Here is a 21,154-nt window from a genome sequence, read left to right as displayed (position 1 = left end):
TTATCTTTGTCTCCTTAGAGCGTCTTGTACTGAATTTCCAATCATTTGAATTGATGATGTAAGCAAAACTAAGAAAAAAGCAGGAATTAAAACATAGCGGGGGTATAAAGTTACAATTGGAATTCCAGCATTTATTGCATTTCCAAGAGTTGCAACATTTGGTAGTGAAAGCCCAATAAATGCAAGTCCAGTTTCACCAAGAATTGTTCCAGGAATAACAAAAACAATATTTGTAATTAATAAAGGAATGATAACGGGAACAAAATTGTAAAGAATTTTATATGATGGGGTTCCTAAAACTCGTGATGCAATTACTCATGTAAAATTTTTTGCCCTTTTTATTTGCGCGCGAACTTGATTTGCAAGCCCAATTCAACCTGTAAGTGAAAAGGATAAAATCAAAACTCAAAAACTTGGACGTAAAACTAAAGTCATTAAAATAATTATTAAAATTGTCGGTATATTTGAAATTATTTTGATAATAAAGGTAAAAATTTTATCAAAAAGGTCAAAATTTCCCATTAAAGTTCCAAACAAGGTTCCTAAAGCAACATCAAAAAGTGCGACAATAAAACTTAGAATTAAAGAAAAGCGAAGTCCGTGTCATAAAAATGCTCAAACATCACGTCCTTGTGCATCAGTTCCTAGAATGAAACCTTGCGTAAAATAATTTAAATTTTTCATATCAGGACGCAATTGTGTTGGTGATCCAGTTGTAAAAGGAATAATTAGCGCCATAATTAGCATAAAACCAATAGTAACAATGCCAAAAACTCCTGAAAATGAACGAGAAAAACGAAGAAAAACTTCATAAAAATTATTTCCTGGTTTACCAAAATAATTTCGATCAAAATTTTTAGCTTGTGCAACCATTAATTTTCACATTTTGTAAGAAAAAGGTTGCAAAAATGGGTTTGGTTTTAGATTTTGGTCAATATATTTTTCAATTGAAGGAAACTGCTGCATTATTTTGCTCTCCTTCTAATTCGCGGATCTAATAATTCATAGCTTATATCTCTTAGTGTGAAAGAAATTATCGTTAAAAGTGAGTAAATTATTACTAAAAAAAGAATGATATTATTGTCTTTTGATTGAATTGCATCAATCATAATTCCGCCTGAACCAGTAATTAGAAAAATTTTTTCAACAAAAATTGAGCCTATAAAAGAACCTAGCACAACAATCGGGAAAAAAGTGGCAATTGGGAAAAGCGAAGCTTTAAGGGCGTGAGTTCAAACAAAGCGATTTCTTGTTAAATTTTTTAAATAAGCAAATTTTGCATGCATAGAATTTAATTCATTATTAAGTTCAAAACGAATATAACGAACATAACTAATAACTGATCCGATTGAAAGCGCAATGGCAGGCAATACAAATGTTGAAAAATCTTGAATATTAAAAATATAGGGAATTCCTGTTTTTTGGCCAAAAATAAGCAGAACAAGGGCAAAAACAAGTGAAGGGATTGAGGAAAAAACAGCAATTCAAATTGTTGCAAAATTATCAAGGAATTTACCAGGGTTTTTTCCAACAGCAATTCCAAGTGGAACGCCAATCAAAATTGTTAGAAAAACTGAGACAATACCAATAGAAAATGAAGTGAAAAATCTTTGCCAAATAAAGTCGTTAATTTCGACGCGTGGTCTTAAACTATAGGAAATTCCAAAATCAAAATTTATAAATTTTCATAAATAATTAAAATAACGTTGTGTCTGCGGTAAATCAAGGCCATAAAGTTGTTTTTGGGTAGTTTTTTGTGCTTCGGTTAATCCATCAAGAAAACCAGGTTCGCCAGGAATTGAATCAATTAACAAAAAAACCAAAGTTGCGACAATTCATGCAACTATTATAAATTCAAGAAAAATTTTCGTAATTTTTTTCAAAAACCTAAATGCAAAAGAATCAATGTTAATATATTTGAGCAAAGAAAATTTGTTTTTATTAGGTTTTGCAATTGAATAAATAAAATTATAATCGATATTTTTGCTATTAATTTTAGATAAAGAATAATTTAGTACATCAGATTTTTGAAATTGCTGATGGTTATCGTCATTTTTTAAAGACATTTTTTCCTTTCTTTTTTACTTAATAAATAAAAAAACGGGTTTTTAACCCGTTTTCCAATCTAATTTAGTTTTTTTGTAATTATATAATTAGATTCGAAAAAGCCGGGTAAAAAATTGATTTAAAAATTTGCTTAATTTTAATTGAAATAGATTTAGGAAAAATATTAAAAAAAGAAAACGCAAAAAAATTGATTTTGTTGAAAAAAATCATAAAAAAAGTTCAGTAAAAACTAATATTTGTTTGCATTTTCATTATTTCCTTCATTATTTCCTTCATTATTTCCTTATTTTTTTTAAAGTCTAGTAGTTATTATATATGAAAAACAAAAAGTTACAAAAAATTTATTGGTTTTTTATAATTTAATAAAAATATAGCTTGTTTTTTTAAAAAAATATTCCAAAACACAAGTTAACTGAAAATTTTTTCATATTATTAAGTGTAAATATTATTAATAATATGAAATTACAAAAATTTCATTTATGTTATTTAAATTGGTATTTAAATTTTAATTCGCCCCTTTCAAAATTGGAAATTTCATCTTCAAAAGGAATTGCGTAACTTTGCAAAACTAAACGAATAAAAGGTTTTGAATGCAAAATTTCAAGCGGTTCTTTTGGTTTAATAGAATTATTATCGTAAAAATCAAAACTAAAATCGGCAACAGATTCTGATTGATCAATGTTATTAACCATTTGCAAATCATATTCTGAATTTGGGTTTTCAACATTGTTTAGCTCAATTTTAAAGGGGTTTTTTACACTTTGTTTGTATCAGTGAAGCCGTAAAATTGGTGTTGGATCATTATTTGGTGCTTTAATTCTTCATTTTTTGTTATATTTTTCAGTTTTAGTTTCGTTATTTTGTATTTCGTTAGCTTTTTCTTCGGAAAAATCAATTGGATCTGTGTAGAAAATTTTATAGGCGTTAATTAGAATATAATTTTTTTTATCTGGGAAAATAACATTAGGTTTTATTAGTTTCATTTCAATAAAGCGCCAATTTGGGTCAAAAATTTTTGAAATATTGGAATAAATTTCAATATTTTTATTTTGTCAGGCTATTTTATTGGTTGAGTTACCGATATTATTTTTTGCATTTTCCTCATAAGAATTAGCGGCCTTTTCAAAGGCATTTTTTAAAAAAGTTGGGGTGATTTCCTCATTTACATTAAATGTATTTTTGTGTACTAAAATTCTGTTTTTATTATCAAAAACAAAATATTTTGCAACTTTTGATGCATAAATTTTGCTTTTCTCATCATCTGATAAATTCATTAGGCTAGCATTATTTAAAAATCATTTTAATCGAATCGCGTTAACTTCTGAAACATAAAGATCAGTTGAGCGCGGGTCTTGCTTTTTAAAAAAACCACCTTTTTCGGGTATTTCAAAAAGTGGTTTAAAAATATGCGGAATATTAATATCAATATCAGGTTCGATTTCGGCGCAAGAAACGAGAAAACCAAGTGAGACCGGAGCAAGAAAAATGAGAAATTTTTTAAGTTTATTTTTGAACATTTTTCCCCTTGGTTTAAAAACCTGCAATTTTTTTCTAAAATTTACTGCACTAATAAATTAAAATTATATTATATTTTTTAAAAAAATAATCAAACCAGATGGAAAATGTCATTTATTTTAGTCATATTTTAGTCAACAAAACTAAATATTATTTGTTTTACTAATTTGAATATTATCTAAGTATTTTTGGATTAATGTCTGATTGCCTAATCATGAAACAGTTACAGTTTCTGTTGCGCCTGCCGCGGCTAATTTAAAGGATTTTTGAGCATCTTTGGTTTTTAGATAATAAGCACCATTTTCACCATTAGAAACGATAATGTTTTGTGCGCCTAAACTTTGCAATTTATACATCGAGTTTTTAATTCAGGTAAAATTTGGTATTCCAGTGTGAGCAATATTTTTTGTAATTCAGTAACATTCGGTTTGATTAAAAATGGTCTAAATTCAAGTAAATCAATGAAATTAGGAATATCGATATCGAAAATTAATTTAATATTTTTACACTTTATTAAATTAATAATTTGTGCTAATTGTTTTAATTCAGCAATTCCCATGAGCATTAAAATATCATCTTGTTTAAGTTTTTTTAACTTATTTAAAATTGTAGCAAATTTAGTATTTGCTATTTTTGCTTTAGGGCCATTTAGTTCAAAAGTTTGATTTTGACCATAGTATTTAATGTTTATTCGCGTTTACTTGGGTTATTAACATTAAAAATATTTAATTTTTCTTGATTAAAAAAATGTTGAAATGATAAAAAAGTTGGTTTGTCAAATGTTGTTATTGCCTGATTTTTAAATCTGTTTCTTTGGAGAATTATTGAAGCATTTAAGCCTTTACCACCGGGGAGCAATTCAAATTTTTAGTAACGATTCACTTTTGATAATTCAAAATTTTGCGAACTGATAAATAAATCGCTCGAAGGCGATAAAGTGAGTGTATAAATCATTTTTATGCTGTTTTTTTATTATTTTTAAATTTAAATTTAGCAAATATATTTTTGTATTTTTTATTAAATCAAGTTGCTAAAATAATGGTTGTTGCATGAGCGATTGCCCCAATTAAAAGCACGCCTATAAAAAATGTAATTCCCAAGCCGATTTGCGTTCCAATGTGTTGTACTAAGTTAGTTTTAGCTAAAAATACAACAAAAATTCCACCATGAGGAGCAATAATATTTATTCCAAGTAAAGCCGAAACTAAACCAGCAACAGCCCCACTTACTAAGTTAGCAGGAATCAAAATTTTTGGATTTTTACTTGTATATGGAATTGCGCCTTCTGAAATAAATGATAATCCAAATAAAATATTTGAGATTCGCCCAGTTTCAATATCTTCCTTGGCTCATAATTTCTTAGAAATAAACATTGAAAGCGAAATCCCAAGTGGGGGCACCATTCCAGCAATCATAATAGCAGCCATTGAAATTGTACTTGTTCCATTAGCAATCGAAAGTGTTCCAAAAATATAAGCGGCTTTGTTAATTGGCCCACCTAAATCAGAGGCCATCATTAATCCTAGAATTAACCCTAGTGATCATGCAAGATACGGTTTGCCTTGAAATAATTGTAAAAACAGCACTAATCCTAAATTTATATAAATTAAAACTATATTTACAACTCAGAATAAAAGTGCAATTGTTAGAGTTCCTAAAACAGGGACAAATAAGATATTTTTAATACCAGTAAGGGTTTTTGGTAGTTTTTTAAAAATGTATTTTGTAAAAACTATAATCATTGCAGCGGCAAAAAATGCGCCTAAAATACCGCCCACAAATCCTGAACCTGTTCCAAGAAAACTATCAGGGTTTGAAATTGAAGAGCGAGCAATACTTTCTTTTAAAAAACCATAGGTATCTTTAAGTTGCCCAGTTGCAATTCCGCCAACTACAAATCCAGGTAGCAATCCTTGCCTTCCGACTAGTGAAAAGGCAATATAAGCTGATAAAATTGGAACTGCTAATCCCATAGCGAGTTTTCCAATATTAAAAATTAGTTTTGATGATTTATAATTAAATCCAAATGATGATAAAAAAGTTTTGTCATTTAAGTTTATACCTTGAAAAAGACCTATAAGGGTATCTAAAATAAACCCAAGAGCAATTAAAATTCCGCCAAAGATAATAAAAGGTAACATATGCGAAATTCCTTGCATTAATGAACGGTAAATTCTTGTGTTAAAACCTTTAAAACTTATTTGTTGATCATTATTTTGAGTTGTGCTAAAAGCAACATTTAGTTTTTTGCCTTGTTTTTTAAGTATTTTTTCAATTTGTTCTTTAGAATTGTTAATCGCTTTTTGCGTTGAGATTTCAATAATGTTTTCAATATTTGCAAAACGGGACTTTTCAATTTCCCGATCAATTGCCAAAATTACACCTTTAGCATTTTTAATATCTTCAAGTGTTAGTTTGTTATCAATTCCTTCGGCCCCTTGAGTTTCAACTTTAATTGATAAATTCATCTCTTGTGCTTGTTGGTATAGTCTGTCTTTAGCTAAAAATGTATGAGCAATTCCAGTTGGGCAAGCAGTAACAACTACAATGTCATAGCCTGATTTTTTTGGATATTTATTATTATTTAATTTAGCTTCAAAATCATCTATTAAATTTAAAAATTCCTGAGCGGTTTTAATAGTTTCTAAGTTAGTAACAAATTTGGGGTTAATTAGTAATTGTGATAATTTTTGTATAATTTCAAGGTGAGAGTTATCTCTTTCATTTTTTGATAAAACAATTGCAAAAATATATTTAATAGGCAGATTATCAATTGCATTCCAATCAAGGTTTGTGGTGCGAACAAACATTATTGTGTTTTTTAAAACAACATCATCGCCAATGTGAGGCATGGCTATTGCTTGACCAATACCAGTTGAACTTTGAATTTCTCGCTTTTGGAACAATTTTTTTGCTTGGATAGCATCACTTATATACATTTTATTTTTTAATTCTTGACTTAAAAACTGCAAAGCTTTATCTTTAGAATCAAAATTTTTATCTAAAAAAATGGTATCATGTTGGAACAGGCTTGATATTTTCATTCTCCCTCCTTGGAGTTATTATATAACAAGTTTAGTATGATTATTTTAATTTCTAGACTAGAATAAAAAAATAAGGAATTATGCTAAAAATTTTCTATTTTTGTATTTTTTAGATTAGGTAAAGTTTTATCTATTTTTAATTAAAACACTTAAATTCATAGAATAAATTACGATTTTCTTTTTTATATGGTTAGTTTTAATAGCCTTTCCTGATTTTGTTTTTTGTTGTTGTTTTTATTGGTACAAAAATAATATATGATATAAAAAGATGTGCTATTTTTTGGATTGTTTTATTTTTGTTTATTTTCCTCTTTTTATAATATAATTCCATAGCATAAAAATTAATATAAAAAAATTTTTTTAGTTTCACTTAAAAAAAGGAAAGCGAAATGCTAGAAGTTAGGGAATTATCGAAAACTTTTGCTGACAAAACATTATTTCAAAATGTGAATTTGAAATTTACAGAGGGAAATACTTATGGTATTATCGGTGCAAATGGTGCCGGAAAATCGACTTTTTTAAAAATTTTAGCAGGTCTTGTTGAGCCAAGTTCCGGTTCAATTCATATTTCACAAAATCAAAGAATTTCCGTTTTGTCGCAAAATCACTTTGAATTTGATGATTTTATTGTCACAGATGTAGTAATAATGGGTAATCAACAGTTATACCAAATTCAACAAGAAAAAGATCAAATTTATGCAAATCCTAACGCAACTGAAGCTGATTATAATCACGCTAGCGAACTTGAAGAGAAATTTGGGCTTTTAGGCGGTTGAAGTGCCGAAAATGATGCTCAAATTTTGTTATCAGCTCTTGAAATTCCAAAACAATATTGAAATATGAAAATGTCAGAGCTAAAATCTGCTTGCAAAGTTAAGGTTCTTCTGGCAAAAGCGTTATTTGGAAATCCTGATATTCTAATAATGGATGAACCGACAAATCACCTTGATTTTAAGGCGATTAAATGACTTAAACAGTTTTTAGTTAATTATACAAATGTTGTTTTAATTGTTAGTCATGATAGTGATTTTTTAGACCAAGTCTGCACACACACTGTTGATATTGACTATGGCGAGATCAGAATTTTTACAGGAAATTACAGTTTTTGAAAACAATCTTCTGAATTAATGAAAGAATTACAAAAAAATGCTAACGCAAAAAAAGAAGAGCAAGTAGCAAAATTAACAGCTTTTATTGCTAAATTTTCCGCAAATGCCTCAAAATCAGCACAAGCAACTTCGCGGAAAAAATCACTTGAAAAAATTCAGCTTGATGAGATAAAGCCTTCATCACGAAAATATCCTTATATCCGTTTTGGTGTTTTTCCACGTCCTGGAAAACAAATTCTAACTGTTGAAAATTTAAGTTATAAAAATCCACTGACAGGCGAGTATTTGTTTAAAAATGTTTCTTTTAATCTTTTGCCAGGGGAAAAAATGGTGATTTTTGCCGATGATGATTTAGCAAAAACTAAGCTACTTGAGACTCTGGTAGGTAAAGAAAAAGCAAGTTCGGGAACAATTACTTGAGGTTCAACAATAAAATTTGATTATTTACCTTCAAATAATGACAGCTTTTTTGCATCAGACCTTAATCTAATAAGTTGAATTTCGCAATGACCAAGTTTTAATAGCCAAGTTGAAAATAAAGATAATTCAACGCAGCGAATGCGCGCTTTTTTAGGAAGAATGTTTTTTGGTGGTGATCAAGTTTTTAAAAAAGTGAATGTTACATCAGGCGGGGAAAAAGTCCGGTTAATGTTTGCGAAAATGATGTTAAGTGAGTCAAATTTCCTTATTTTTGATCAACCATTGAACCATTTAGATTCAGAATCGATTGATTCTTTTATTGAAGGGCTAAAACTCTATGAATCAGGAGTGATTTTTACAACTTTTAATCTTGCATTAGTAAATGAAGTTGCTGATGCAATTTTAGATATAAGGAAAGATTCTGCTATCTTTTTTCAAGGCACATTAGCTGAATATGAGGAAAAAATAAGCGATTAGTTGCAATTTTTTCTATTTTAATTAATTAGGAGAATTTTTAAGTTGATTTCTGATACAATTTGTGCAATCGCCTCAGGCGGGATTAACCAAGCCATTTCAATTATCCGGATTTCAGGGCCGAATGCATTTAAAATTATGGAGAAAATTTTTACTGGCAAAATTGGAAAGTCAATGGAGATAAGTTTTGGTTGGATCCACGATAATAATGTAAAAATTGATCAGGTTTTAGCACTCTGATTTCCCGGAAGCAAAAATTTTGTTGGCGAAGAAACAGTCGAAATTAACGCTCATGGCGGTGTTTTAAATACGAATTTAATTTTGGAAACGATTCTAAAAACTAAACTTGCACGACTTGCAAATCCTGGTGAGTTTAGTTTGCGCGCTTTTTTAAATGGAAAAATTGATTTAGTTAAAGCGCAAGCAATTAACGATCTAATTCATGCTCAAGTCAAATCACAGCATCAAGCGGCGCTAAATCAGTTTTTAGGTACAAGTTCAAATTTTATTAAAGCTTTAATTGAACAAATCGAAGAAATTATTGGCATAATTGAAGTAAATATTGACTATCCTGAATATGATGATGTCGAAGTTTTAACAGCAGAAATTCTCTTACCAAAAATAGAAAAATTATTGAATGATTTTACAGAATTAATAAGCATAGCAAATAATTCACGACTGATTTATCAAGGAATTAAAACTTGCCTTATCGGCGAACCAAACAGCGGGAAATCGTCGCTTTTAAATATTTTAATTGCCGAAAATAAAGCGATTATCAGTGAAATTCCCGGGACAACGCGTGATGTTGTCGAAGGAAATTTTGTGATTGACAATTTGCTTTTTAAAGTTTTTGATACAGCTGGAATTCGCAAAACTAATGAAAGAATTGAACAAATCGGGATTGAAAAATCCTTTGAGATAATGGCAAAAGCAGATTTAATTTTACATATTATAGATGCAAGCAAAAAAAATACTGAAAAAATTAAGATAAAAAATAAAATCCGTCAGGATCAGATTTATATTAAAGTTTATAATAAAGCCGATCTTCTTGAAAATCCAGCAGACTTAAAAGGCGAAATTTTGATTACCGCAAAATATAAAAAAATTGAAAATCTGATTGATAAAATAAAATCTATTTTTAGTTTTTTAGGAAAACAAAATGAATTTGTGGCTAATTCGTTTCAAATTTCCCAAATTGAGCTGGCAAAAAAAGCAATTTTAGAGGCAAGAAATACTTTATTATCCGGTTTTGGCCCTGAAATTGTTATTGTTGATTTGCGAATTGCTTGAAAAGAGTTAAAAACTATTTTTGGAAGTGTGGATGATGAAAATCTGCTGGATTCAATTTTTTCAAAATTTTGTCTAGGAAAATAGTTCTTTTTCGTTTTTTAAAAGAGTTTTAAGTGTTGTGGCAATTGTCTCAGATTCGCAATTACCAATTTTTTTTGTGGCAACTTCAAGTAAATCAGGAGTTGCATCTTCCATTGCAAAACCAAAACGGGCTAATTTTAGCATAAAATAGTCATTAGAACTATCGCCAAAAGCGATTAGTTGGCTTGGAGTTAGACTGTTTTTTTCTAATAAGCTTTGAATTGCATTTGCCTTATCGGCGCTAAGTGGATTTATGTCAAGGAAAATACGGTTTGTGATTGTCACTTTGTAAATATTTTTTAGCTGTTTTTGTCATTTTTGGTATAAATTTTCAATTACCTTGCTATCATTGCGAAAGGCAAACTGAGTTATTGTCTCGTTTTCGATTATTTCTAAAATTTGTTCTTCAGATACTTTATTATAATAATGAAGGTCCATTATTTTTTGGTTTTTTAGTCAATCGTGTTTGTTTTTTGTTGAAAATTCAAAAAGGCTATTAATGGTTGAAATAGCACAGATTGAGCCAGTTCTTTTACAATCTAGCAGCAAAATCCGTACAATTTCTTTTGTGAGAGTGCCGCTATTAATTGTTGTTTTGGTAATTACATCATGGATTAAAGTGCCATTATTTGAAACTAAATAATGAAAATAGGGGTATTTTTTTGCTAAATCAAGACAAGCAGAAAGCCCCCGCCCAGTTGCAACAACTAAAAAATGCCCTGATTCATAGAGTTTTTCTAACATTTCAACATTTTGTGGGTGGATTGTGTTATCATAACGCAATAAAGTTCCGTCAAGGTCAAAAGCAAAAAATAATTTCATGTTAATCCTTTTTAGATTTTAGTTGCGGAAATAAGATAACTTCGCGAATTGATTCATTATTTGTTAAAAGCATCACAACTCGATCAATCCCAATTCCACATCCAGCAGCAGGAGGCATTCCGTGTTCAAGGGCTTTGACAAATTCATAGTCAATTTCGCTTGCTTCCTGATTACCTTTATTTTTTTCGTTAATTTGTGCTTGAAAACGGCTAAGTTGATCAATTGGATCGTTTAATTCGTCAAACATATTTGCAAATTCTTTGCCACCAATAAACAATTCTGCTCTTAGAGTAAAATTAGGATTAAGTGGGTCTGATTTTGCAAGCGGTGAAATTTCAATTGGATGTCCGGTGATAAAAGTCGGATTTATTAGAGTAGGTTCGACAAATTTTTCAAAAAATTTGTTAATTAAATGGCCTTTTGTAAAAAAAGGCTCCATTTTTATTCCTTCTTTTTTTGCAATTTCAGCTAGTGTAGAAAAATTTGCAGTTTTAAGTTCAAAATTCATTAATTTTGAAGTAATTTCTACCATATCAAAACGGGCAAATTTTTCTAAAAAGTTAATTTTATGGTTCGAAAAATTGAAATTTTCTAAATTTAAGTTTAAGTTTTTGAATAAAAAACGGAATAAATTTTCTGTTTGAGCCATTATTTTGTTCAAATCCGCATAGGCCTGATAAAATTCAATCGAAGTAAATTCTGGATTATGAGTGGCGTCAAATCCTTCGTTGCGAAAAATTTTACCAATTTCATAGACTCGATCAAAGCCGCCGACTAATAATTTTTTAAGTGGTAATTCAGTCGCAATTCGTAGATAAAAATTTTCGTTTAAGGAATTATAAAAAGTGATAAATGGCTTTGCTGCTGCCCCTCCTAAAATTGGCGGCTGCAAAACAGGGGTATCAACTTCTAAAAACCCTTGAGAGTCAAAAAAGTTACGAATTAACGAAATAATTTTGCTACGAATTATAAAAGTTTTCCTTGATTCTGGGTCTACAAGCAAATTAAGATAGCGTTTTCGGTATTTTTCATCGTGATTTTCAATTCCATAATATTGATCAGGTAAGGTGTGCAACGATTTTGCAAGAATGGAAAAAGTATCAACTTTAACACTAATTTGATCAGTTTGGGTTTTAAAAAGATAACCGGAGATTTCAACTATATCACCAAGGTCTAAATTAGAAAATATAAATCCATTTTCTAGCTGAAATTGCTTAGAAACATAAGCTTGAAAATTGATGCCTTGACTAAATATGATAAAAAAAGGTCCACGTTGGCGAATAAGACGTCCAGCAAAAGCAATTTTTATTTTATGCTCAAGAAAAAATTGTTGTGATTTTTCGCTAAATTTTTTTTTTATTCCAACTAAATTATCATGTTCAAAAGTAGATTTAGGAAAATTGAAACCGTTTTTTTGTAAATTTTTTAGTTTTTGTTGGCGAAATTGTCGCTGATCGTTTAGTTTTGTCATAATTATATCACCTTGAGCAATAGAAAAGAATTTTTTGAAAAATGTTTTATTTATGCATGAAATTTAAAATGGTTTTGAAATAAATTATAAAATTGAGTAAAAATACAAATTTTCAATATTAGGAATTTTCGAAATCTTTTTCAGCTTCAGATTCAAATTTTAATATTTCATCTAAAATTTCTTTTGGTTTTATTGCTTCATTTTCGGTTTTAGTTGCTTCTGGAAGTGGGGCGAGTGTTTCGGCTAATTTCTGAATTTCTTCGTAGACAATTGTTTCTTTTTCTAATAAAGTGTCTTTGATTAGTTCAAGTAATAACAAATTATTATTAATTGTATTAAAAGCTTTTTGGTAAGACTCGGAAATAATTTGTCGGATTTCAATGTCAATTTCATGGCCAACTTTTGAGGAAAAAGAAGCGTTTTTAATATAATCTCTACCTAAAAATGGTGATGATTGGTCTTGTTCATACTGAATGGGTCCAAGCGTTGACATACCTCATTCGGTGACCATTTTTCTTGCTAATTTTGTTGCTTTTTCGATATCATTTGCTGCTCCTGAAGAAATTTCTGCTTTTCCATATTTAATTTCTTCAGCGGCTCTTCCGCCCATAAATGCAGCAATTGAGGCTAAAAGTTCCGATTTTGTGCTATTATATTTTTCCTCTTCTGGCAACATTAGATTATATCCGCCACTGCTTCCGCGAGGAACAATTGTAATTTTTTGTACTTTAACTCCTGATTTTAATTTAAGACCAACAACAGCATGTCCAGCTTCATGGTATGCTACCATAATTCGTTCTTTTTCGGTAATTACTCGGTTCTTTTTTGCAGGACCACCGATTACTCTGTCAATTGCTTCGTCGATTTGCTCGTTTGTAATTACCTGAGTTTGCTCGCGAACCGATAGTAAAGTTGCCTCGTTAATAACATTAGCAAGTTGCGCGCCTGAAAACCCTGGTGTTCTTTTGGCGATATTTGCAAGAGTAATATTTTTCGAAATCCGTTTACCTTTTGCATGCAATTTTAAAATTTCTTCACGCTCTTTTACATCAGGAAGGCCAACAATTATTGATCTATCAAATCTCCCCGGGCGTAAAAGCGCCGGATCGAGTACATCAGTTCTGTTTGTTGCGCCAATTACTAAAAGCCCAGAATTTTCCACCATTCCGTCCATTTCAACTAAAAGTTGATTTAAAGTTTGCTCTCTTTCATCATTTCCACCACCGATTCCGGATCCTCGAGAGCGCCCAATTGCATCAAGCTCATCAATAAAAATTATTGCTGGCGAGTCGTTTCGAGCGTCTTTGAATAATTCACGAACTCTTTTTGCTCCAACACCAACATATAATTCCACAAAATTTGATGCTGAAATAAAGAAAAAGGGAACGTTTGCCTCGCCAGCAGTCGCTTTTGCAAGTAAAGTTTTCCCTGTTCCAGGTGGCCCGCCAAGCAAAATTCCTCGAGGAATTTTTGCTCCAGCAGCAGCATAACGGGTAGGGTTTTTTAAATAGTCAATAAATTCAGCAATTTCTTCTTTTGCTTCGACATTTCCAGCAACATCGGAATATTTTTTATCTGATTTAATACGAATTGCTTGGTTTTTTCCAGGATTAAAAAATCCAGCTCCGCCTTGTGACCCGCGATTTATCCGATAGATAAATCAAATAAATACAAGCAAGGTGACAATAGTGGGCAAATAAGAAAGAAAATATTGGAAAAATGTAGGCGAAGGACGGTCTGCTGACGAAATTGATGGAAGAAAACTCTTGCTAAAACGTTCAGCTCCGGCTAGTGACAAATAACGGTTAAGTAAACTTATTTTTTCAAGCGAGAGACCGAGATAACTAGAAGGAGAAGTTTTAATTGCAAGCGATACTAATTCAGAATATGTTGTAATGTTTGGATTTTCAAGTTGATTTTTAATTGCAGGGCTAAGCAAAGCAGAACCGGTTTGAAATTTTGCGATTACGTGGGGATTGGCAACAATTGCATAGGCATCTATTTCGCCATCTACTGATTCAACAACGCGAATCCGGTAATCATTAATATCAAAAACAACTTTATAAAAAAAGTTATTATCTATTGGAGTTTTGGCGTTTTCAATTAGTCGGTTTTCAAAATAAGAAAGATTTAAAATCTTAAGTTGAGGTTGTAAAAATTGGTAAATTGCATAACCAACTATCGCTAAAGTAATTACTAAAAAAATTATAAAGCCAACAGAAGGTTTCTTCTTTGTCTTACCTTGCATAATTTTCCTTCCATTTTGTGAATTGTGAACAAAAACAAATATTTACTAAATTTTACTAGATTTTGGGTATAATTTTCATTTTTTTTTAACAATATAATTGTTTTTTTTTAGTAAAAATCTGCCAGAAGCAGATTTTGCGCAAGTAAAGTTAATAATTTCATTAATTTTTCCTTTGGTCAATTTAATGTTTTCAAAATTTTGGTTCACGAATAAGTAGATAATTTTAGACTTGATTTTAATTTTTCTAAAGAAAAAAACATTATAACCGGTTTTTTGCCATTTTCGTAAGATTTTTTTCTGATATTTTAATATTACCAATTTTAATAAATTTATAAAATAATAATATAAAAAAAGAAAAAAACAGGAAAAATCATTCTTTTGTTCCAGGAAAAATCTAATCTGATTGCGTTTATATTTGCTTGAAAAATTTGAAATATCATTAAGATAAGGAATTCTTTTTTTTTGGCAGTTTCTAATAATTTGTTTTTTTGTTTTAGAATACAAAATCGGTCTTAAAATTTGCATGTTAAAAAAGAAGTTTTTTTTGCGAATTCCCCAAAAAGAGACAATTTTTCCCTTGTTTTTTTGTAAAAAAATTGTTTCTAAAAAATCGTTGCGGTGATGGGCGATTAATAATTTTGAACAGTTAAATTGCTTATAAATTTTTTCAAAAAATTTATAACGAATCTCCCTTAGTTCGTTTTGCAGATTTTTTTTAACCCTAAAACTATTAAAAGATAAAATTTTCAGTTTTAAATTATATTTTTGACAAAATTTTGCTACTAAAAGCGTCTCAAAAATTGCTTCCTTACGTAAATTATAATTTACATGTGCAACTATAACATCTTTTTTTTTATATTTATCTAGCAAAAACATTGAATCAGAGCCGCCTGAAACTCCGATTAAATATTTTTCTTTAAGCTTTGTTTTTGTTTGCATTGAATTTTTCAACTGTAGTCATAAAACTATTAGATAAATAAAAAATTAAAATATCCGCTGCCTGATCGATAACGAGTTTTATTTTAGCTTTCGCCTTAGGTTCAAAAGGGGATAGAACATAATCTTTTGCATTTTCGCCACGCGAAATGCCAATTTTTAGTCTTTTTATTTCTTTTGTGCCACATTTTTCAATAATATGTGCCATTCCGCGTTGTCCGCCAGCGCTTCCTGATGCTTTTATTGCTGCTTGGCCAATTTCAAGATTCATATCATCATAGACAATTAGTAAATCTTGAATGTTAATTTTATAAAAATTAACTAATTCTTGAACAAAATCACCAGATTTATTCATAAAAGTGTTTGGTTTTGCGAGAATAAAATCGGCTTGCTTCGCATAATTACCATTTTCAGTTTTCTGATCAAAACTGATAGCTAATTTTTCTGCTAATAAGTCAAGAACTCAATAACCAACATTGTGTTTTGTTTGAGCATATTTCTTACCTGGATTTCCAAGTCCAACAATTAGTTTCATTGTTAAATTTACCTTTGTTTTTATAGTGTTTTTTGTGTTTGTTGCATTTTTTTTGACTTGGGAGATTAATTTTTGGCGGCTATTATAATTCTTTAATTATATCATTAAAGAGTCAGATTTTTGATAAAGTTATTAAGTGTTTTTTTATTTTTTTAGAAAGTTTGGTTATTTTATTTTTGTTTTTTACTGTTTTTTGTTTACAGTTTCTAAAAATCTTTCCAAAATTATTTGTGCCGCTAATTTATCTATAATTTTTTGGCGTTTTTTAAAAGAGATGCCTAAATCTAATAAAAAATTTTGAGCCTGTTTTGTTGAAAATCTCTCGTCTTGAAAAATAACGTTGATTTTGAGATTTTTTTTTATTAAATAGGCAAAATTTTCAACCATTTTTGTTCGCGGTGAAATTTTGCCATTTAAAGTTAGCGGATAACCTAGAACTATGGTGGAAATTTTGTATTGTTCTAATCAAAAAGCAATTCGTGAAATTAAACTTGCAAAATCATAACGTTTGAAATTAAATTGCTCAAGGGGGTAAGAGATTTTCCAATCAGGATCAGAAATTGCCAAACCACAAGTTTTTACTCCGAGGTCCAGCGCTAAAATTCTTGGATGTTTTCCCATAAAAGTTCAATTAAGTTTTCTTTTTTTAGTTCTTTTTGAATTTTGCCCTGAGCTATTTTAGCGTTTCCACCGCCTAATCCATCATGAGTTTTTAAAATTTTATAAAGTATCAGATCAGATTTTACAACCGCAGAAGAAACTACAACTAAATATTGATTATTATTTAAATTAGCAGCTAAAATAAAGCATATTTTTGGATTTTTTTCTCTTAAAGTAGCGGCTGTTCGCTTTAAGTTTTGTATAGGAAAATTAAGATCAAGATAGAAACTAACTTTGTTAATTTGGATTATCTTGTTTAAATCAAGCTCCGATTTTACTAGTGTTGCATTAGATTTTAACGCTTGTTTGTAATAATTTTTAAGTTTTTCCTCAATTTTTTTTATTTGGGAAAATTGTTCTTCTAAATTAGGCAAATTTGGTAAATTTGCAGCAAAAGTAGTGTCTATTTTCCTAATTTTGTTTTCTAAATTTAAAATTTTTTTCTTAACTGCTTCAATATTATTTTCTAAAAATTTAGTATATTTTTCTCAGGAAGTAACTGCGCGAATTCGATAAATTCCCGCACCTTTACTTTGGCAGTTTATAATTGTAAATTTTTCAATTAATTTTGTATTTTTAATATGAGTTCCACCGCATAAATCAGTTGTAATTTCTGGAAAAATTACAAGTCTTAACAAAATTGGATCCATATATTCTGATTCTTCAAGCGTCATAATTGCATTAAGTTTTTGCGCATTTTTAAGATCAGTAATTAAATATTGACGATTAATTTCTTGATTTATATATGAATTTACACGGTTTTCAACAGCCTTGATTTTTTCTTGACTAGGTTTGTGACTAAATGGAAAGTCGAAAGTTAGCCGGTTTTCATTATTATCGGATCCTAACTGCTTAATTTCAGAACCAAATTCAGCTCTTAATGCCGCAAATAAAAGGTGAGTTGCTGAGTGATTTCGCTCTAATTTTCTGCGATTTTCAGAATTTAGTTTTAAAAAAACCGGCCGGTTTTTATAGACTTTCCCGCGAAAAACGTGAATATTGTTTAAAAATTTGTCTTTAAAAACTTTAAGAATTTCAATTTTTTCATTGTCTTGAATAATTCAGCCTTGATCATGCTTTTGCCCTCCTGCTGTTGCATAAAAAGGTGTTTTTTTAAAAATTGCATAAGATAAATTTTCGCTACTTGATTCAGTTATTTCTTCATTTTCGTTTGCCAAAAAATTGATAATAGTATCTACTTTTTGTGATTCATAACCAACAAATTCGGATATTTTATTTTTAACCCGCGCAAGTGAATTAACTACTTTGCCCATGCCTTTAGTTATTTTAACTCGTGAAATTTCCGAGTGTTTTTCTTGCAGTTCTTTTAAAGTGTTCAGATTAAATTCAATGTTATTTTCTAATAAAATTTCTTGGGTTAGTTCAACAGGGAAACCATAAGTTTCAAAAAGTTTAAAAACAATTTCTGATTTTATTGAGTTTTTTGCGATTTTTAACTCGGCATTAAGTAAATTATACCCTATTTCAAGTGTTTTTGCAAAATTTTCTTCTTCTTGGAGGATAATATTGCTAATTTTTTGGATATCAAAATTATATTCTAAGGTTTTTCCAACAATTTTCACTAATTTGTATAAAAAAGGTTGGTTAATTCCTAATTTTTTCCCATTTCAGTAGGCTCTTCTAATTAAGCGACGAATTATATATCCGCGGTGTAAATTAGAGGGTAGAACTCCGTCATTTATTGCAAAAGTAATTGCACGTATGTGATCAGAAATAATTCGAAAACTAGTATTAATTTTAGTTTGTGAGGGCTTTTTTAAAAAGTAATTATTAATATCGTAATGAAAATCAGTATTTTTTTCAATTTCTGCAATAATTGGCAGAAAAAGGTCGGTATCATAATTAGTTGGTCCATCTTGCAAAATTGATACAATGCGTTCAAAACCAGCGCCAGTATCGATATTTTTTGATTTTAAAGGTGTATAATTTTGCATTCCGTCGTTGTTAAATTCTGAAAAAACGATGTTTCAAATCTCAATAAAACGATCATTCTCAATTTCGTTTTTTATCAATTCACTTCCCCGAGTGTCAAATTTTTCCCCGCGGTCAAAATAAATTTCAGTACATGGGCCGCAAGGTCCTTGACCTAAATCTCAGAAATTAGTTTTTTTATTTCCTTTAATTAATTTTTCTTCAGGAATTCCCAAGCTTTTTCATTTTTCAAAGGTTAGATTATCACCATCATAATAAGTAATAAGAAGTTTTTTAGGGTCCAATTCAAGTCATTTTATTAGAAATTCATAGGCAAAATCGATTGCTTCGGTTTTAAAATAATCGCCAATTGAAAAATTCCCAAGCATTTCAAATAAAGTATGGTGGCGGGATGTTGAACCTACATTTTCAATATCATTAGTTCTTAGCGCCCTTTGTGTACTAACAAGTCGATTTGATGGTGGGATTTTTTTGTTGGTAAAATAATCTTTTAAGGTTGCCACTCCTGAATTAATTCAGAGCAAAGAATTATCATTTTGCGGAACAAGTGGTTTAGAGTCAATGAAAAGGTGATTTTTTCCGCGGAAAAAATCAATTCAAAGCTGTCTAATTTTATTTGCTGATAATTTCTTCATAATATAATTTTTCCTATTTTTAATAATTTTAAATTAATTTTTGAATAAGTTATCGAATTTTATATTAAAATTTTGTTTATGTTTCGCTTTTTTGTTAATGAAAAATACGAAAATTTTTTTATACTTAATGATTTTATTTTAAAACATATTAAAACAGTAAGAATCAAACACGAAAATTTCATTTGTGTTTATAACGGCCATTTTTACCTTACGAAATTAGTTAAAAATTCAAATAAAGCTGAAATTATTACTAAAATAAATATCAATAATGAGCCAAAAAATGAAGTTGTTCTTGCTCTTGCAGTTCTAAAAACTAAATCGTTTGAATTTGCAATTCAAAAAGCGGTCGAAATTGGTGTTCACGAAATTTGACCATTTTATAGTAAAAATGTAAATCAAAAACTAAACGGTGATTTGTCTAAAAAACTAAAAAGGTGAGAGCAAATTTGTCTTCACAGCGCTCAACAAAGTTTTCGCAATTTGGTTCCAAAAATAAATTTACCTATGAATTATAATGAAATTTTAAAAAAATCAGAGCATTTTTGGGTTAAATTAATTGCTTTTGAAAAAGAAAAAAGTAATGTAAATTTCCCTGAGGCAAACAAAAAAACAATTTTAATGATTGGACCTGAAGGTGGGTTTAGTGATGAAGAGGTAATTCTAGCAAAAAAATTCGGTTTTCAAAGCATTTCTCTTGGGAAAAGAATTCTGCGATCTGAAACAGCGGCAATTTTTCTTTTGGCTAAATGTATAAAAGATTAATTGGGTTATAAAAAATTGTAAATATTACTTAGAATTTGTAGGTTAAAGTTTATTTATTTTTTCGAATACTTTTTTTAAAGTTTAATTTATGAGTATAATAAATCAAACAAAAATTCACAAATATTTAGTAACATTTAACATGTTGTCTTTTAGTGTTATACCAGATTTTATTAATTTGTGAAATTTTAGTAACATTCTGTGCTTTTTCATTAATTTCTTTTGATGTCAAAAGCGCTGTAAAAAAAGAACAATAATCAGTTGCATAAAGTTTATTGCCCTGAAATTTATTAAGACCAACAATCATTGTATAATTTTTGTTATTCCAAACTAAACCTCTGAAAAAATAAAGTTTTTTTGTATATAAAACTTCTTGAAGCACTAATGTTTGTGAATAATTTCCTTCTAAAAATGCTAGGTAATATTCTCAAACTAATAGTTTTGCTTTAATTTGGTTTAGTAAACTGCGATTTTTTTGTAAATCCCATTTTTGAAAGTTAGTAAATTTTTCTTTTAATTTACCATTATAAATAAAACTAATAATTTTTTTTGTTGGTCAGTTTTTCAAAAATGGGATTTTTCGAAGCCCAATGCCATGAGGAAAATCAAGTAAATTTGGCCTAATTGCAAAAATTTTTTTATTTTGATTATATGCAATAGCGATTGTATATAAATTTTGAACAACATTTTCATATCGCTGAAGGTTACAAGAAATTTTGTTAATTCACAAATTAATATTATTCATTTTCCTCCTTTTTGAATAAAAAATACCTTTTTAGAGTTGTTTTGCTAATTTTAAGACAAATTTTTATAAACTGCGTAAAATAAGTAAAAACTGCATGTTTTTGTTTATTGTTTCCTACATTGTCATAAGTTTTTATGGCGCTTTTATTTGAAAAAAGTTATTATTACACCCTTTCACCCTTTTTTATTTTTTTATTACATTTTTTTTGCATTTAATAAAAAAATAAAAAAATAAAAAAAATTATTAAATTTTTCTGTATAATTCCAATTTATCGCCAAAGGGATTTTGAAGCATAAGGTTGCGATACACGAGAGAGAGTTGTTATCGTGTATTGGTTTTTATGTGGAGTCCGTTCAAAATTTATGAACAAGGAGCAACTCACTTAAATTT

General features: G+C 29.2%; 18 protein-coding genes. 3 read left to right on the top strand and 15 right to left on the bottom strand.

Translation table 4 applies throughout. The features are described from left to right. From MYF_RS02440 to MYF_RS02420, 7 genes are all read right to left on the bottom strand, one after another. Nucleotides 1–966, bottom strand: coding sequence for an ABC transporter permease (locus MYF_RS02440; RefSeq protein WP_002557857.1), 966 nt, complete (start codon nt 964–966; stop codon nt 1–3). Continuing rightward, a complete protein-coding gene (locus MYF_RS02435) occupies nt 966–2,066 on the bottom strand; it encodes an ABC transporter permease (protein ID WP_002557856.1) in 1,101 nt (366 codons plus the stop codon). The genes MYF_RS02440 and MYF_RS02435 overlap by 1 nt, the downstream gene beginning before the upstream one ends. Nucleotides 2,067–2,549: 483 nt before the next feature. Beyond that, a complete protein-coding gene (locus MYF_RS02430; protein WP_002557855.1) occupies nt 2,550–3,584 on the bottom strand; it encodes a hypothetical protein in 1,035 nt (344 codons plus the stop codon). Between the two features lie 141 nt (nt 3,585–3,725). Then, nucleotides 3,726–3,938 (bottom strand): 1-phosphofructokinase family hexose kinase, encoded by a 213-nt coding sequence (locus tag MYF_RS03180; RefSeq protein ID WP_002557854.1) that lies wholly within the window; start codon nt 3,936–3,938, stop codon nt 3,726–3,728. Next, nucleotides 3,917–4,147: a hypothetical protein gene (locus MYF_RS03175; protein ID WP_155897263.1), complete on the bottom strand. Its 231-nt coding sequence runs from the start codon at nt 4,145–4,147 to the stop codon at nt 3,917–3,919. The genes MYF_RS03180 and MYF_RS03175 overlap by 22 nt, the downstream gene beginning before the upstream one ends. A 122-nt stretch (nt 4,148–4,269) precedes the next feature. Further along, entirely contained in the window at nt 4,270–4,440 is a 171-nt protein-coding gene (locus MYF_RS03340) for a hypothetical protein (protein ID WP_155897262.1), read from the bottom strand. Between the two features lie 98 nt (nt 4,441–4,538). Beyond that, on the bottom strand, nt 4,539–6,626 hold the full coding sequence (locus tag MYF_RS02420; protein WP_002557852.1) for a PTS fructose transporter subunit IIABC: 2,088 nt from the start codon (nt 6,624–6,626) through the stop codon (nt 4,539–4,541). A gap of 389 nt (nt 6,627–7,015) precedes the next feature. On the opposite strand from MYF_RS02420, the gene MYF_RS02415 reads away from it, so the two are divergent. Together MYF_RS02415 and mnmE are read left to right on the top strand one after the other, a co-directional pair. Beyond that, nucleotides 7,016–8,632, top strand: coding sequence for an ABC-F family ATP-binding cassette domain-containing protein (locus MYF_RS02415; protein ID WP_002557851.1), 1,617 nt, complete (start codon nt 7,016–7,018; stop codon nt 8,630–8,632). Nucleotides 8,633–8,674: 42 nt separating this feature from the next. Then, nucleotides 8,675–10,003, top strand: a complete 1,329-nt coding sequence (mnmE, locus tag MYF_RS02410) for a tRNA uridine-5-carboxymethylaminomethyl(34) synthesis GTPase MnmE (protein WP_002557850.1) — start codon at nt 8,675–8,677, stop codon at nt 10,001–10,003. Here the strand turns inward: mnmE and MYF_RS02405 are convergent. The 7 genes from MYF_RS02405 to alaS all read right to left on the bottom strand — a co-directional run bounded on the left by MYF_RS02405 (nt 9,992) and on the right by alaS (nt 19,260). Then, nucleotides 9,992–10,822 (bottom strand): HAD family hydrolase, encoded by an 831-nt coding sequence (locus MYF_RS02405; RefSeq protein ID WP_002557849.1) that lies wholly within the window; start codon nt 10,820–10,822, stop codon nt 9,992–9,994. The genes mnmE and MYF_RS02405 overlap by 12 nt on opposite strands. Before the next feature lies 1 nt (nt 10,823). After that, nucleotides 10,824–12,293: a lysine--tRNA ligase gene (lysS, locus tag MYF_RS02400; protein ID WP_002557848.1), complete on the bottom strand. Its 1,470-nt coding sequence runs from the start codon at nt 12,291–12,293 to the stop codon at nt 10,824–10,826. A 118-nt stretch (nt 12,294–12,411) separates the two neighbouring features. Then, entirely contained in the window at nt 12,412–14,541 is a 2,130-nt protein-coding gene (gene ftsH, locus MYF_RS02395) for an ATP-dependent zinc metalloprotease FtsH (protein WP_002557847.1), read from the bottom strand. Between the two features lie 45 nt (nt 14,542–14,586). Then, complete coding sequence (gene tilS, locus MYF_RS02390) at nt 14,587–15,480, bottom strand: tRNA lysidine(34) synthetase TilS (RefSeq protein ID WP_002557846.1); 894 nt, start codon at nt 15,478–15,480, stop codon at nt 14,587–14,589. Further along, nucleotides 15,458–16,012, bottom strand: a complete 555-nt coding sequence (gene pth, locus MYF_RS02385) for an aminoacyl-tRNA hydrolase (protein WP_002557845.1) — start codon at nt 16,010–16,012, stop codon at nt 15,458–15,460. The genes tilS and pth overlap by 23 nt, the downstream gene beginning before the upstream one ends. A 183-nt stretch (nt 16,013–16,195) precedes the next feature. Further along, nucleotides 16,196–16,633 (bottom strand): Holliday junction resolvase RuvX, encoded by a 438-nt coding sequence (gene ruvX / locus MYF_RS02380; RefSeq protein ID WP_039387658.1) that lies wholly within the window; start codon nt 16,631–16,633, stop codon nt 16,196–16,198. Then, nucleotides 16,609–19,260, bottom strand: coding sequence for an alanine--tRNA ligase (alaS, locus tag MYF_RS02375; protein ID WP_002557843.1), 2,652 nt, complete (start codon nt 19,258–19,260; stop codon nt 16,609–16,611). Before alaS ends, ruvX begins: the two co-directional genes overlap by 25 nt. A gap of 78 nt (nt 19,261–19,338) precedes the next feature. Here alaS and MYF_RS02370 point away from each other — a divergent pair, with 78 nt between their 5' ends. Then, a complete protein-coding gene (locus MYF_RS02370; RefSeq protein WP_002557842.1) occupies nt 19,339–20,022 on the top strand; it encodes a 16S rRNA (uracil(1498)-N(3))-methyltransferase in 684 nt (227 codons plus the stop codon). Nucleotides 20,023–20,146: 124 nt separating this feature from the next. On the opposite strand, the gene MYF_RS02365 is transcribed toward MYF_RS02370, so the two are convergent. Continuing rightward, complete coding sequence (locus tag MYF_RS02365) at nt 20,147–20,764, bottom strand: hypothetical protein (RefSeq protein ID WP_002557841.1); 618 nt, start codon at nt 20,762–20,764, stop codon at nt 20,147–20,149. Nucleotides 20,765–21,154: the final 390 nt, after the last annotated feature.

It is taken from the genome of Mesomycoplasma flocculare ATCC 27399, assembly GCF_000815065.1.
GTDB classification, from domain to species: domain Bacteria; phylum Bacillota_I; class Bacilli_A; order Mycoplasmatales; family Metamycoplasmataceae; genus Mesomycoplasma; species Mesomycoplasma flocculare.
This window is presented reverse-complemented; position numbering and strand designations above follow the sequence as displayed.